This is a genomic window from Asanoa hainanensis (assembly GCF_900188485.1).
In the GTDB taxonomy this organism is placed as follows: Bacteria; Actinomycetota; Actinomycetes; order Mycobacteriales; family Micromonosporaceae; genus Asanoa; species Asanoa hainanensis.
In genome coordinates this window covers 1-14149 of the sequence record NZ_FZPH01000014.1, presented here as the reverse complement: position 1 = coordinate 14149, position 14149 = coordinate 1, and the positions used below count along the sequence as shown (strand labels likewise).

Genomic DNA, 14149 nt, shown 5'->3' with positions numbered 1-14149 from the left:
CCCATGAGGTCACGACCGCCGCGTGTTGATCGCCGCAGGCGTGTCGAATGCCGACGCGCATGCTCGCACCGCGGAGCAGTGCGAAACAGGCGGATGCTGGGCGTAAGACGCGCGGAGCGTGTCGCGCGCTCGACAGGTCCGGAACGCCTGAGGTAGGTGCCGGCCGTTCCGACGTGGCGGGTGGCCTGGTCGCGGACGAAGTCCGCAGCCAGCCCGGTGCACGACGCCGCAAAGGCGGTCAGGCCTGCGTCGCCGCCGTCTGGAGGGCCGGGCTGTCCGCCGGCGGGGGTGTCAGGCGCGACGGGGTCGAGCCGGTGAACGTGCGGAAGTCGCGGATCAGGTGCGCCTGGTCGTAATAGCCCGCGTCCGCCGCCACCGCGGCCCAACCATCGGACGCTGCCCGCCCCGCCGAGCCGTAGGCGCGTTCGAATCGGATCAGGCGCGCCAGGACCTTGGGTGGCAGGCCGAGCTCGCGCCGGAAGACCGCGCTCAGGTGGCGTCGGCTCCAACCCGTCAGGGTGGCCAGCCGGTCGACCGGGATCCCGCCGCCGCTGAGGCGTAGCTGTCGCCAGGCGCCGGCCAACCGGCGGTCCGGCTCAGGGGTGTCGGCCAGCCGCGCGCCGAACGCCCGGTCGAGCAACGCGAAGCGCTCGTCCCACCTCGTCGCCGCCCCGAGCCGGTCCGGCAAGGCCCGGAGGTCGCGCAGGCCGGCGCCGTCGAGCATGGAGACGGCGACCACCCGGTTGGCGACCTCGCCGAACGGCCGACCCAGGAGGCGGGCCGCGACCAGTGGGTCGAGCATCACCTGGATGCCCGCGGCGGTGCCCGGCGCCGTGAGCGTGTCGACGTAGCTGTCGGACAGGCCCGCGGCGAACGAGGCCACGCCGGTCGCGCCGCCGGACGGGCCGCGTGGGTCGCGGACGTCGAGCGGCACGCCCCAGCCGAGGACCAGGACGCATCGCGAGACGGCGACCTCGCGGCGGGCGAGCGGATACGCGGCCCGCTCCGTGTAGCCGACGTAGGGGCCGACGGCCCGTCGGAGCGCGCCCGCGGGCGCTCCGACGGTGTAGCCGATCATTTGACTCCGGCCACGTCCATGCCGCGTAGCTCCTTCTTGAGCTCGTGTACCTCGTCGCGGATGCGGGCCGCCAGCTCGAACTGGAGCTCGCGCGCCGCGGCCAGCATCTGGTCGTTGAGCTGCTGGATGAGCTGGGCCAGCTCGTGGCGGGCCATGCCCTCGGGAGAAGGCCGCGCTGCGGCCGCCTTGCCCTTGGACCTGGTCTCCGGCACCGGGCCCTTGCCTCGGGACATCTGCCGCCCGCCGCCACCGACGATCGCGCCGCCGGGGCCGTGGCCGCCCAGCGCACCCTCGGTGTCCTCGGCCTCGCGGTAGATGTCGTCGAGGATGTCGTGGATCTTCTTGCGGAGCGGCTCGGGCGAGATGCCGTTGGCCTCGTTGTGCGCGACCTGCTTGGCCCGCCGGCGGTTGGTCTCGTCGATCGCCTCGGCCATCGACGGGGTCATCTTGTCGGCGTACATGTGGACCTGGCCGGACACGTTTCGCGCGGCGCGGCCGATGGTCTGCACCAGCGAGCGGCCGCTGCGCAGGAAGCCCTCCTTGTCGGCGTCGAGGATCGACACCAGCGACACCTCGGGCAGGTCGAGACCCTCGCGCAGCAGGTTGATGCCGACGAGCACGTCGTAGTCGCCCTTGCGCAGCTCGCGCAGCAGCTCGACCCGGCGCAGCGTGTCGACCTCGGAGTGCAGGTAGCGCACCCGGATGCCGTGCTCCAGCAGGTAGTCGGTCAGGTCCTCGGCCATCTTCTTGGTCAGCGTGGTGACCAGCACCCGCTCGTCGCGTTCGGTGCGTACCCGGATCTCGTGCATCAGGTCGTCGATCTGGCCCTTGGTCGGCTTGACCACGACCTCGGGGTCGATCAGACCCGTCGGCCGGATGACCTGCTCGACGAACTCGCCGCCCGCCTCGCGCATCTCCCACGGCCCCGGCGTCGCCGATAGGAAGACCATCTGGCCGACCCGCTCGAGCACCTCGTCGAACCGCAACGGCCGGTTGTCGGCGGCGCTGGGCAGCCGGAAGCCGTGCTCGACCAGCAGGCGCTTGCGGGACGCGTCGCCCTCGTACATCGCGCCGATCTGCGGGACCGTCACGTGCGACTCGTCGATCACCGTGACGAAGTCGTCGGGGAAGTAGTCGAGGAGGCAGAACGGCGGGTCACCGTAGTCGCGCCCGTCGATGTGCATCGAGTAGTTCTCGATGCCGTTGCAGAAGCCGACCTGCCGCATCATCTCGACGTCGTAGGTCGTGCGCATCCGTAGTCGCTGGGCCTCGAGCAGCTTGTTCTGCCCCTCGAGCTCGGCCAGGCGGTCGGCCAGCTCGACCTCGATGCGGCCGATCGCCCGCTCCATCCGCTCGGCGCCGGCCGCGTAGTGCGACGCCGGGAAGATGAACAGGTCGTCGACCTCGCGGATCACGTCGCCGGTCAGCGGGTGCAGGTAGTAGAGCTTCTCGATCTCGTCGCCCCACAGCTCGACCCGGACGGCCAGCTCCTCGTAGGCCGGGATGATCTCGAGCGTGTCGCCGCGGACCCGGAACGTGCCACGGGTGAACGACATGTCGTTGCGCGTGTATTGGATGTCGACCAGCTGGCGGAGCACCTTGTCACGGTCGATCTCGGCACCGCGCTTGAGCCGGACCGCCTGGTCGAGGTATTCGGACGGGGTGCCCAGGCCGTAGATCGCCGACACGGTGGCGACCACCACCACGTCGCGCCGGGTGAGCAGCGACATCGTCGCCGAGTGCCGGAGCCGCTCGACCTCTTCGTTGATCGAGGAGTCCTTCTCGATGTAGGTGTCGGTCTGCGGGATGTAGGCCTCGGGCTGGTAGTAGTCGTAGTAGGAGACGAAGTATTCGACGGCGTTGTTGGGCAGCAGCTCGCGGAACTCCTTGGCCAGCTGTGCACAGAGTGTCTTGTTGGGCGCGAGCACCAGGGCGGGCCGCTGTAGTCGCTCGATCAGCCACGCGGTGGTCGCGCTCTTGCCGGTGCCGGTGGCGCCGAGAAGCACCGCATGCCGGTCACCCGCGCGCACCCGCCGCTCAAGCTCGTCAATGGCCGCCGGCTGGTCGCCGGCGGGCTTGAACTCGCTGACGACCTCGAACCGCCGGTCGGTGCGGGGGATGTCCAGGGTCATGCCTCTAAAACTACGTCGGGGGTACGACATCTTCCCGCGACGGGACGATGCGTGCGTGATCGGCTTCGATATTGCCATTGTGTGGGATAGGTCACCGCGTTACCGTTTGAGCGTAGGCCGCTCGCGGCGGCCGACCGGGAGCATGATCGGGCCTCCACACCGGCCGGTCGTCCCCGGCGCTGTGGTTGCAGCCCCGACTACATCAGTCGGCGTGCGCACCCGACGCGGTCGCGCGATGCGCAGACCGGCCGCCGCGAGCGCCCTTTCACGTGCACTCCTCCCCACACGTCACCTCTGCCACGCATCCGCCGTTCAACCACGCGTGACCCTTTCTCGTCGTCCCGCGGAGCGCCGGCGCGTCGTCGCGCTGGTCGTCCTCGTCTGCGTCTCCCTCGGATCGCTCGCCGGTCTGATCGGTGGCCTGGTGTCCTGCGCGCCGAACCAGACGGCCCCGCAGCCCCGCCCGCTGACGGCGGCCGAGGCGCAGCGGCTGTCCGAGATGCGGGTCACCAACTACCGCGACGAGCGCTCTGGCGTCAACGCGACCTGGGGCGAGGGCGACGCGCAGGTACGGGTCGCCGGCTGGGTCGACTGGAAGCGCGCCCTGGCGTACCTGCGGGTCGGTGGCCCGGGCGCCGGCGACCAGCGGGGGCTGCTCCAGGCCGTACCCGGCGTGGTGGCGACCCGGCCCGCGACGCCGGCCGAAGCGGCCGCGGAGGCCGAGGCCCCCCGACCGAGCGACGCCACGAAGCCGGCGCCACCGATCGCCGAACCGCCGGCCGATCCCCCGACCGACGGCTGGCAGCTGCGGGCCTGGACCCCCTCGGGGAAGACCGCGACGCCGCTGGACACGTTCCTGTCGCTGGTGTTCGTCGTCGCCAACACCAAGCCGGACCACGCCGACCTGCTGGCCAAGAGCGACGCGCGGTGGACGGGCCAGGACCGCATCGGGGGTACGACGGTCGACGTGCTGCTCGGCCCGGCGGTCCCGCCGCAGCCGCTGCCGACGGCCACCCCGACGGCCAAGACGAAGACGAAGACCAACGCGACGGCGAGCCCGAGCGCCAGCCCCAGCCCGTCGCGCACCGCCCCGCCGACCGCCCTCAACGAGCTCGGCGGCGCCCTGCGCTACTGGCTCGACCCGACCGCCAAGCTGCGCCGGTTCGAGGCGCTCCTGCCGGGCAACCTCCCGGCCCGGGTCGACCTCGACCGCACCAACCGCGCGGAGGTCAACGCGGTCGCGGCGTTCGGCGGCCGCGCGATCACGCCGCGCGCGCCGAGCAAGAAAGAGGCCGAACTGCTGGCCAAGATGCGGCAGCGCAACCAGGACCGCGCCGGTGCCAAGTTCACCGTCGACGTGCCCACCCTGCCGCTGGCCCACCTGCGCGGCACCGGCTGGCTGGACTGGAACAACACCGTCGCGTACGCGGCCGTGCACGACGTCCGCAAGCTCACCGACGTGGTGCTCCTGCGGGCCGACACCGACGGGGTGGCGTTCCAGTCGAAGACGGGCAAGGCGATCGACGAGCCGCCGGTGCCGGCGCCGGACGGTGGCTGGACGTTCCAGACCTGGGCGCAGCGCACGGACGCCCGCGGCGGCCTCGACATCGACCTGCTGCTCGGCGAGGCGCTCGCGGTGGCCGCGCCGACCCAGGACAGCGCGGACTACTTCGCGGACCACGCGTCGTTCCTGCGCAAGGACACGGTCGACGGGGTCACGGTGACCGTGTTCGAGATCGCCAAGCCGGCCGAGCAGGGCAATATCGGCCGGGGGCAGGCCCGCATGCGCTACTGGCTCGACAAGACGGGCGCGGTCAAGCGGGTGGAGGCGCGTACCCGGGCCGGCACCTTCGGCCAGATCGACATCGAGGACGCCACGGTGCCTACCCTGCCGACGGGGCGGCTTGGCTAAGGGCGCCAGCCGGTGCGCGCCGCCCAGGCGTCGGCGCGCACGTAGAGCTCGTCGAAAAACGGCTCCTTGGCGTCCAGGTAGTCGTCGATCGGCCGGCCGGCGTTGGCTCGCTTGATCGCGGCGTACGCGTCGCGGTCGGCGGCGTCGGCGCGCAGGTGGTCGCGCAGCAGCAGGGCCGTCCGCCAGCCCGGCGAACCCGCCACCCGGACGTGCAGGTTGACCCGGCGGCCGGGGTCGGCGTTGGCGTGCATCCGCTTCTCCCACGGCCCGGCGTCCGGCGGCTTCGGCCGATCCTGGTAGACGCCCGGTTTGCGCGGAAAGCCGGCCAGGGTCAGCGGTTCGGCGAGCGCGTCGGCCTCGGCCAGCGAGTCGACGGTCAGCATGATGTCGACGACGTCCTTGGCGGGGAGCCCGGGCACGGCGGTCGAGCCGATGTGGTCGATCCGGTGCGCGGGACCGACGCGGCGCAGGATCCGGGCCGCCAGCCGCTCGTACTGCTCCGGCCAGGTCGGGTCGTAGTCGACCAGCGTCGCCAGCGGATCCTTGTCGGCCCAGCGGCCGGCGCGTACGTTCGCCTCGAACTCGACGAGCCGGTCGGTCCACAGTGCGTCGACGGCCGCGGCCAGCGCTGCCGGCTCGCCGCCGTTGTCGAGCACGACGTCGGCGGCCGCGCGCCGGGTGGCGTCGTCGATCTGCGCCGCGATCCGGGCTGTCGCGTCCTCACGGGTCATCCCCCGGTCGCGGACCAGCCGCTCGATCCGCACCTCCGGCGCGGCGTCGACGACCACGACCAGGTGGTACGCGGGCCCGAGACCACCTTCGACCAGCAGCGGAACGTCGTTGACGACGATCGTGTCGGGCGGGGCAGCGGCGGCGAGCTCCGCGCTGCGCGCCCGGATCAGCGGGTGCAGGATGCCTTCGAGCCGCTTGCGAGCCGAGGGGTCGCCGAAGACCACCCGGCCGAGCGCCGCCCGGTCGAGTGCGCCGTCGACGGAGAGCACGTCCGGCCCGAACGCGGTGACCACCTCGGCGAGCCCAGGAGTGCCCGGCTCGACCACCTCACGCGCCAGCCGGTCAGAGTCGATCACCAGAGCACCGGCCGCCGCGAACCGCGCCGCCGCCGCACTCTTCCCCGCACCGATCCCGCCGGTCAACCCCACCTGCAACACGCCAGCCAGGCTACAAGAACAAACGTCCCGCCAAGCTGGTGCGGGACGGCCGCGCGCGACGAGGGGCGCGAAACCACCGCCGTGGGGGTGTCCGGGGGCTCGGCCCCCGGAGCAGGCATAAAGGAAGAGTCCCCCCGGTCCGCGCTTTCCGCGGACAGGGGGGACCCGTCAACTCTTACTTACCGGCCAGCTTCTCGCGAAGCGCGGCGAGCGCCTCGTCCGTGGCCAGCGTGCCAGCGGGCTCCTCGGCGGCGCGAGCCGGCGAAGAGGAGGACGACGAGGACGACGTCGCGCCACCCTGACCGGCCGGAGCCGGCGGGGCCGCGGCGGCCTCGGCGTCGGCGGCGCGGGACGACTGCACCTGCTTGGTGTGCGCCTCCCACCGCTGACGAGCCTCGGCGTACTGCGTCTCCCAGGTCTCGCGCTGCTTGTCGTAACCCTCGAGCCACTCACCCGTCTCCGGGTCGAAGCCCTCGGGGTAGATGTAGTTGCCCTCGTTGTCGTACGTCGCGGCCATGCCGTAGAGGGTCGGGTCGAAGTGCTCCTCGCCCTCGACGAAGCCCTCGTTGGCCTGCTTGAGCGACAGCGAGATCCGCCGGCGCTCGAGGTCGATGTCGATGACCTTGACCATGACGTCGGAGCCGACCTGGACGACCTGCTCCGGGATCTCCACGTGGCGCTCGGCCAGCTCGGAGATGTGCACCAGACCCTCGATGCCGTCGTCGACCCGGACGAACGCGCCGAACGGCACCAGCTTGGTGACCTTACCCGGCACGATCTGCTGGATCGCGTGCGTGCGAGCGAACTGGCGCCACGGGTCTTCCTGCGTCGCCTTCAGCGACAGCGAGACCCGCTCCCGGTCGAGGTCGACGTCGAGCACCTCGACCTCGACCTCCTGGCCCACCTCGACGACCTCGGACGGGTGGTCGATGTGCTTCCAGGAGAGCTCGGAGACGTGCACCAGACCGTCGACGCCGCCAAGGTCGACGAACGCGCCGAAGTTGACGATCGACGAGACCACACCCTTGCGGACCTGGCCCTTCTGGAGCTTGTTGAGGAACTCGGTGCGCACCTCGGACTGGGTCTGCTCGAGCCAGGCGCGGCGCGACAGAACCACGTTGTTGCGGTTCTTGTCGAGCTCTATGATCTTCGCCTCGAGCTCGCGGCCCACGTACGGCTGCAGGTCCCGGACCCGCCGCATCTCGACGAGGGACGCGGGCAGGAAGCCCCGCAGACCGATGTCGAGGATCAGACCACCCTTGACCACCTCGATGACCGAGCCGCGAACGACCCCGTCCTCTTCCTTGATCTTCTCGATGGTGCCCCACGCCCGCTCGTACTGCGCGCGCTTCTTCGAGAGGATCAGACGACCTTCCTTGTCCTCCTTCTGGAGGACGAGGGCCTCGATGTGGTCACCGACCGACACCACCTCGGCGGGGTCGACGTCGTGCTTGATCGACAACTCACGAGAGGGGATCACGCCCTCGGTCTTGTAGCCGATGTCGAGCAGGACCTCGTCCCGATCGACCTTGACGACGGTGCCTTCGACAATGTCGCCGTCGTTGAAGTACTTGATGGTCTCGTCGATCGCGGCGAGGAAAGCCTCTTCGGAACCGAGATCGTCGATGGTGACCTTGTTGGCGCTCGAGGTGGCCTCGATGCTGCTCGTCATGTGGGCGGTTGCTCCGGTCGGATGGTGTGTCACAGCTGCGGTGCGGGTAGCTAATGACCTGTGTGCGCCCGCGAATTGGTCGTAAGGCACACCGCAACGATCGCCCATGATCATTGATGGTGTCCGTGGACCGCGGACGCCTGCTCCCTGCCGAGGCACACAATCCGCGTGCGCATCGACTAGCTTACCGTGCGCATTACCACAGCGTGCAAGCCCTCCCCAAGCCGCGCCGTCAACGTACCGCGTGATGGGGTGGTCACCGTGTCTGACGACGATCCCGGAGTGGGCCGGCGCGCGGTGACCGACGCCGAGGCGCGGCGAGCCAGTCGTGGCTGGTGGGACAGGGATGCCGACGCCTACCAGGCCGAGCACGGGGCCTTCCTGGGCGAGGTCGAGTTCCGCTGGTGCCCGGAGGGGTTGCGGGAGGCGGACGCGCACCTGCTGGGCCCGGTCGCCGGTCGGCGGATCATCGAGGTCGGCGCGGGCGCCGCGGCCGCCTCGCGCTGGCTGGCCGCGGCCGGCGCGTCGGTGGTTGCGACTGATTTGTCCGCGGGGATGCTGCGGCACGCTGTGACCGGGAACACAGCGTCGGGTGTACGGATGCCGCTGGTCCAGGCCGACGCGCTGGCGCTGCCGTTCCGCGACGAATCGTTCGATATCGCCTTCACGGCCTTCGGTGCGGTGCCCTTCGTGGCCGACTCGGCGGCACTGATGCGCGAGGTGTTCCGGGTGGTGCGGCCGGGTGGGCGGTGGGTGTTCGCGGTGACGCACCCGATGCGGTGGATCTTCCTGGACGACCCGGGCGAGGGCGGGCTGGTGGCGGTGCACTCGTACTTCGACCGGCGGCCGTACGTGGAGACCACGCCGGCCGGGGTGCCGACGTACGTCGAGCAGCACCGGACCCTCGGCGACCGGATCCGCGAGCTCGTCGGCGCCGGGTTCGTGCTCGAGGACCTGATCGAGCCGGAGTGGCCCGAAGGGCACGAGGCGATCTGGGGGCAGTGGAGCCCGTTGCGGGGCCGGCTCTTCCCGGGCACGGCGATCTTCGTGGCGGCGCGGCCCTAGGGTCGCTTCACTCGCGCTGCGGTTCCCGGCCCGCGGGATCAGAATCGCATCCATGGCCCTCTCCGTCCTGCGCACCAAGAGCATCGAGCGGTCCATCGCGGAGACCGACGAGCCCGGTCACAAACTGCGGCGCGAGCTGAGCGCGCTCGACCTCACCGTCTTCGGGGTCGGGGTGATCGTGGGTACGGGCATCTTCGTGCTCACGGGCCAGCAGGCGGCCCGCAACGCCGGCCCGGCCATCGTTATCTCGTTCCTGCTCGCGGCGGTCGTCTGCGCGCTGGCGGCGTTGTGCTACGCCGAGTTCGCGTCGACGGTGCCGGTGGCCGGGAGCGCGTACACCTTCGGCTATGCGACCCTCGGTGAGCTCGTGGCCTGGATCATCGGCTGGGACCTGGTGCTGGAGCTCGGCCTCGGTGCGGCGGTGGTGGCGCGCGGCTGGAGCGCGTACCTGCAGACGCTCTTCGACCTGCCGCCCTGGCTCGCGGGTGACAACGCGACGCCGGACTGGGGCGCGATGTTCGTCGTGGCGCTGTTGACGGTCGTCGGCGTGGTGGGCACGAAGCTGTCTGGGCGCGTGACCGGCGTGCTGGTGGCGGTCAAGATCGCAGTGGTCGTGTTAGTGATCGGCCTCGGGCTGTTCTACGTCAAGGCTTCGAACTGGACCCCGTTCGTGCCGCCGGCGCAGCCCACGGAAGGGGCGTCCGGTGGCGAGGAGCCGCTGCTCCAGGCGCTGCTCGGGATCGTGCCGCAACAGTTCGGCTTCTTCGGCATCGTGGCGGCGGCGTCGATCGTGTTCTTCGCGTACATCGGCTTCGACGTGGTCGCCACCACCGCCGAGGAGACCCGCAACCCGCAACGCGACATGCCCCGCGGAATCCTGTGGTCCCTCGGCATCTGTGCGGTCCTCTATATGGCGGTCGCGCTGGTGGTGACCGGAATGGCGAAGTACTCGACTTTGGACACCGGGGCGCCGCTGGCGAAGGCGTTCAGCGACGTCGGCGTCGAATGGGCGTCCAAAGTGATCTCGCTGGGCGCGATCTGCGGCATCACCACCGTGATCCTGGTGCTGCTGCTCGGCCAGTCACGGGTGCTGTTCGCGATGTCCCGCGACAACCTGCTGCCGCCGACGCTGGCCCGGGTGCATCCGCGCTTCGGAACCCCGTGGCTGATCACCATCGGCACGGGAGTCGTGGTGATGCTGATGGCGGGCTTCGTGCCGCTGGCGAAGCTGTCGGAGCTGACGTCGATCGGTACCCTGTTCGCGTTCGTGGTGGTGGCGCTCGGGGTGATCGTGCTGCGCCGGACCCGACCGGACCTGCCGCGCGCGTTCCGTACCCCCTGGGTCCCGGTGATCCCGATCCTCGCGGTGGTCGCGTGCCTGTGGCTGATGATCAACCTGCCGGTCGACACATGGATCCGCTTCGTCATCTGGATGGCTCTCGGGTTCGTGCTCTATTTCGCGTACGGCATGCACGCGGCCGGCCGCCGCCGCTCTTCCGAGGCGTCGGCGCCGGTCTCCCCCGCGGGCCCCCGGGAACCCGACCGCACTCCGTGAGGTTTTGTCCGTTTTCTGCCGGGTAGGGGTCCGGCATGGGACTCCACAAGGGCGACAAGGTGAGCTGGCAGAGCCACGGCCAGCGGGTACGCGGAACAGTCGAGGAGCGGATCACGTCACGCCGGTCGGCGGCGGGCCGCACCGTGGACGCGTCGGCGGAGGAACCGCAGTACCGGGTCCGTAGCGACAAGACGGGCCGGGACGCGGTGCACACGGAAGAGGCGCTGCGCCGTGAGTGACGAGGTGACCGACTTCGGGTCGGCGGTCAACATGACGGCGGGCGAACTGGAGCGCTGGCTGGCGACGGACGACTCCCGCGCGGCGGGCCAGAAACCGTCGGGCGGCGGCGAGTCGACCGGCCACGAGTCGGGCCGGCGGATCGTGACCCTGCTGCGCACGAACAAGTCGGACCTCACCGACGACGACCGGGCCCACATGCGCAAGGTCGTGGGCTACGTGAAACGCCACGAGGCCCAACGTCCGAAGGGCGACGTCACCGACACAACGTGGCGACACTCCCTGATGAACTGGGGCCACGACCCCCTCAAGTCGTAAGGCCCTGGCCCCGCCACCAGCCAATGTCCACGGCCGGCTCGTCGCTACCCAGATCGGGACGCTGCGCGTCAGTGGTCGGCGCTGTTCCAGTCGCGGCCCAGGCCGACCGACACCTCCAGCGGCACCGCGAGCGGATAAGCCCCGCCCATCGCGTCGCGGACCAGGGCCTCGAGCTGCTCCCGCTCCCCCTCGGCGACCTCGAAGACGAGCTCGTCGTGGACCTGGAGCAGCATCCGCGACCGTAGGCCCGCTTCCTTGATCGCCTCGTCGACCCGGAGCATCGCGACCTTGATGATGTCGGCGGCCGAGCCCTGGATGGGCGCGTTGAGCGCCATCCGTTCCGCCATCTCGCGGCGTTGGCGGTTGTCGCTGACCAGGTCCGGCAGGTAGCGGCGGCGGCCGAGGATCGTCTCCGTGTAGCCGTCCTGGCGGGCCCGGTCGACGATCGCCCGCAGGTAGTCGCGGACGCCGCCGAAGCGGTCGAAGTATTCGTCCATGAGGCCGCGGGCCTCTTCGGTCGGGATGCCGAGCTGTTGGGACAGGCCGTAGACGCTGAGCCCGTACGCCAGGCCGTAGTTCATCGCCTTGATCTTGCGCCGGTGGTCGGCGGTGACGTCGGCGAGCGGCATGGCGAAGACCGAGGACGCGGTCGCGGCGTGGAAGTCGGCGCCCGAGTTGAACGCGTCGATCAGTGCCTGGTCCTTGGACATGTCGGCCATGATGCGCATTTCGATCTGGCTGTAGTCGGCCGTCAGCAGCGTCTCGTAGCCCTCCCCGACGACGAAGGCCCGCCGGATCCGCCGGCCCTCCTCGGTGCGGATCGGGATGTTCTGCAGGTTGGGGTCGGTCGACGAGAGCCGACCCGTGGCCGCGACGGTCTGGAAGTAGGTGGTGTGGATGCGGCCGTCATCCGACACCGACTTGAGCAGGCCGTCCACCGTGGACTTGAGCTTGGCGACGTCGCGGTGCCGCAGCAGGTGCTCCAGCAGCGGGTCGCCGGTCTGCGCGAACAGCCCCTGCAGCGCGTCGGCGTCGGTGGTGTAGCCGGACTTGATCCGCCGTGTCTTCGGCAGCTCGCGCTCGGTGAACAGGATCTCCTGGAGCTGCTTGGGCGAGCCGAGGTTGAACTCGCGACCGTGCACCGCGTAGGCCGCCTGGGCCGCCGCCTTCACCTCGGCCGCGAAGTGCGCCTCGATGTCGGTCAGGTATTCGGTGTCGGCCGCGATGCCGACCTGCTCCATGCGGGCCAGCACCTCGGAGAGCGGCAGCTCGACATCGGACATCAGGCGGATCGAGAGCTCACCGTCGCGGGACAGCTCGGCGTCGATCGCGTCGGCCAGGTCGAGCGTGGCGCGGGCGTGCAGCATCAGGTTCTGCTCGACAACGCCTTCGTCGTCGCCCAGGCCGTCGAGGGTGAGCTGGCCGGTCTCGGGGACGTCGACGCGTAGCTCGCGGTGCAGGTAGCGCAGCGCCAGGTCGGCCAGGTCGTAGGTGCGCTGGTCGGGACGGGCCAGGTAGGCCGCGATCGCCGTGTCGCGGGCGACGCCGCGCAGCCCCCAGCCGCGGGCGGAGAACGCCAGCCGGGCCGGCTTGCTGTCGTGCAGCACCTTGGGGTGCTCGGCGGAGTCGAGCCAGGCCGCGACCGCCTGCTCGTCGGCCGGCTCGAGCTGGGTCGGGTCGAACCAGGCGGCCGGCCCGTCGGCGGTGGCCAGCGCGATGCCGGTCAGCTCGCCGGTGCCCCGGCCGAACCGCCCCGCGACGGCCACGCCGGTCGCGACGCCCGGTCGCACGTGCTCGGCCAGCCAGGGAGCGACGCCGCCCGCCGCGAGGACCTCGCCGAACAGGTCGAAGCCGGCCTCGGCCTCGGGCTCGACCGCGTCGAGGTACTGGTAGAGGCGCTCGCGCAGCACCCGGAACTCGAGCGCGTCGAAGATCTCGTGGACGGCCTCGCGGTCCCAGCCGTGCCAGCGCGCGTCTTCGGGCCCCATCGGCAGCTCGAGGTCGCAGACCAGCGCGTTGAGCTCGTAGTTGCGGATGACGTTGGACAGGTTGGCGCGCAGGTTCTCGCCCGCCTTGCCCTTGATCTTGTCGGCGTTGGCGATCACGCCGTCGATGCCGCCGTATTCCTTGATCCATTTGGCCGCGGTCTTGTCGCCGACCCCGGGCACGCCCGGCAGGTTGTCGCTGGTCTCGCCGACCAGGGCGGCCTTGTCGCGGTAGCGCGCCGGCGGCACGAAGTATTTGGCCTCGACCGCCTCGGGGTTCATCCGCCACACCTCGGACACACCGCGCACGGGGTAGAGAACGGTGACATGCTCGTCGACCAGCTGGAACGCGTCACGGTCGCCCGACGAGATGATCACCTCCATGCCCGCCGCCCGCGCCTGCGTGGTCAACGTGCCGATGACGTCGTCGGCCTCGTAGCCGGGCTTCTCGACCACCGGGATCCGCAGCGCCGCGAGCACCTCTTTGACCAGGCTGACCTGCCCCTGGAACGGCTTGGGCGTCTCGGACCGCCCGGCCTTGTATTCGGCGTAGCGCTCGGTGCGGAACGACTGCCGAGACACGTCGAACGACACGATGATGTGCGTCGGCTTCTCGTCGCGCAGCATGTTGATCAGCATCGACGTGAACCCGAACACCGCGTTCGTCGACTGCCCGGTCGCGGTGGAGAAGTTCTCCACCGGCAGGGCGTGAAACGCACGGTAGGCCAACGAGTGGCCATCAAGCAGCAGGATCCGGGGCTGGTCGCTCACCCGAGCGATGCTAGTCGCCGGGTCCGACAAGACGCCGACCGGACCCGAGCAGTTTCGCCCCGGTTGTCCGGATCACCAGACCCTGCCGATAACGAACAGGCGGATGTCGCTGAAAACGCAGGGGCCAAGGCCAAGGCGCTCCCGGGTCCGCGGTGGTCCTGACCGTCGCTCCCGGCGCCCCTCTGTCAAGAGGGGGTTGGTTAGGGTGTGGTTTGGCGGGTCCGGGATGTGACTTGTCCGAAGTGTCGATCTTGG

Annotated in this window: 10 protein-coding genes; 5 read left to right on the top strand and 5 right to left on the bottom strand. The window is 70.5% G+C overall.

Annotated features, from left to right (window positions below; all coding sequences use genetic code 11):
• Positions 1-238: 238 nt before the first annotated feature.
• The gene (locus CHC05_RS28725; RefSeq protein WP_089253730.1) at positions 239-1078 is read right to left on the bottom strand and encodes a helix-turn-helix domain-containing protein; all 840 of its coding nucleotides are present in this window, start codon (positions 1076-1078) and stop codon (positions 239-241) included.
• Positions 1075-3210, bottom strand: coding sequence for an excinuclease ABC subunit UvrB (uvrB, locus tag CHC05_RS28720; protein ID WP_089253729.1), 2136 nt, complete (start codon positions 3208-3210; stop codon positions 1075-1077). The genes CHC05_RS28725 and uvrB overlap by 4 nt, the downstream gene beginning before the upstream one ends.
• 322 nt (positions 3211-3532) lie before the next feature.
• On the opposite strand from uvrB, the gene CHC05_RS28715 reads away from it, so the two are divergent.
• Positions 3533-5122, top strand: a complete 1590-nt coding sequence (locus tag CHC05_RS28715) for a hypothetical protein (RefSeq protein ID WP_089253728.1) — start codon at positions 3533-3535, stop codon at positions 5120-5122.
• Here CHC05_RS28715 and coaE read toward each other — a convergent pair.
• Together coaE and rpsA are read right to left on the bottom strand one after the other, a co-directional pair.
• On the bottom strand, positions 5119-6291 hold the full coding sequence (gene coaE / locus CHC05_RS28710; protein WP_089253727.1) for a dephospho-CoA kinase: 1173 nt from the start codon (positions 6289-6291) through the stop codon (positions 5119-5121). The two genes, CHC05_RS28715 and coaE, sit on opposite strands and share 4 nt — an antisense overlap.
• Positions 6292-6466: 175 nt before the next feature.
• Positions 6467-7963: a 30S ribosomal protein S1 gene (gene rpsA, locus CHC05_RS28705; protein WP_089253726.1), complete on the bottom strand. Its 1497-nt coding sequence runs from the start codon at positions 7961-7963 to the stop codon at positions 6467-6469.
• A gap of 261 nt (positions 7964-8224) precedes the next feature.
• On the opposite strand from rpsA, the gene CHC05_RS28700 reads away from it, so the two are divergent.
• From CHC05_RS28700 to CHC05_RS28685, 4 genes are read left to right on the top strand one after another with little or no spacing between them, the layout of a single operon-like run.
• Positions 8225-9028, top strand: a complete 804-nt coding sequence (locus tag CHC05_RS28700; RefSeq protein WP_245871273.1) for a class I SAM-dependent methyltransferase — start codon at positions 8225-8227, stop codon at positions 9026-9028.
• A 52-nt stretch (positions 9029-9080) separates the two neighbouring features.
• A complete protein-coding gene (locus tag CHC05_RS28695) occupies positions 9081-10583 on the top strand; it encodes an amino acid permease (protein WP_089253724.1) in 1503 nt (500 codons plus the stop codon).
• Between the two features lie 35 nt (positions 10584-10618).
• Positions 10619-10822, top strand: coding sequence for a hypervirulence associated TUDOR domain-containing protein (locus CHC05_RS28690; RefSeq protein ID WP_089253723.1), 204 nt, complete (start codon positions 10619-10621; stop codon positions 10820-10822).
• Positions 10815-11138, top strand: coding sequence for a DUF3140 domain-containing protein (locus CHC05_RS28685; RefSeq protein ID WP_089253722.1), 324 nt, complete (start codon positions 10815-10817; stop codon positions 11136-11138). Before CHC05_RS28690 ends, CHC05_RS28685 begins: the two co-directional genes overlap by 8 nt.
• A gap of 68 nt (positions 11139-11206) precedes the next feature.
• Here CHC05_RS28685 and polA read toward each other — a convergent pair whose 3' ends face one another.
• Positions 11207-13894, bottom strand: coding sequence for a DNA polymerase I (gene polA, locus CHC05_RS28680; protein ID WP_089253721.1), 2688 nt, complete (start codon positions 13892-13894; stop codon positions 11207-11209).
• Positions 13895-14149 lie beyond the last annotated feature (255 nt).

Coding starts and splice junctions, on each gene's coding strand:
- CHC05_RS28690 (WP_089253723.1), top strand. CDS start 10,619: ATGGGACTCCACAAGGGCGACAAGGTGAGCTGGCAGAGCCACGGCCAG.
- CHC05_RS28695 (WP_089253724.1), top strand. CDS start 9,081: ATGGCCCTCTCCGTCCTGCGCACCAAGAGCATCGAGCGGTCCATCGCG.
- uvrB (WP_089253729.1), bottom strand. CDS start 3,210: ATGACCCTGGACATCCCCCGCACCGACCGGCGGTTCGAGGTCGTCAGC.
- rpsA (WP_089253726.1), bottom strand. CDS start 7,963: ATGACGAGCAGCATCGAGGCCACCTCGAGCGCCAACAAGGTCACCATC.
- CHC05_RS28725 (WP_089253730.1), bottom strand. CDS start 1,078: ATGATCGGCTACACCGTCGGAGCGCCCGCGGGCGCGCTCCGACGGGCC.